1 pseudogene is annotated in these 276 nt (G+C 51.1%); it reads left to right on the top strand.

The features are described from left to right. Positions 1-255 (top strand): annotated as a pseudogene (locus tag SB772_RS40485) (ADP-L-glycero-D-mannoheptose-6-epimerase); the annotation flags it as partial. Positions 256-276 lie beyond the last annotated feature (21 nt).

Raw genomic sequence — 276 nt, 5'->3', positions numbered from 1 at the left:
AATGGCGTTTCCGGCATCTTCAATCTCGGTACTGGTCGTGCGGAATCCTTCCAGGCTGTAGCTGATGCTACGCTGGCTTATCACAAGAAAGGACAGATCGAATACATTCCGTTCCCGGATAAACTGAAAGGCCGCTATCAGGCGTTCACTCAGGCAGATCTGACAAATCTGCGCGCGGCGGGTTACGACAAACCGTTCAAAACCGTTGCTGAAGGTGTAACGGAATACATGGCCTGGCTGAATCGCGACGCATAAGAGCTCTGCATGAAAATACTG

The organism is Paraburkholderia sp. SIMBA_030 (assembly GCF_046535245.1).
Lineage (GTDB): Bacteria > Pseudomonadota > Gammaproteobacteria > Burkholderiales > Burkholderiaceae > Paraburkholderia.
The sequence above is the reverse complement of the archived record's forward strand: the minus strand, read 5'-3'. Positions and strand labels throughout refer to the sequence as shown.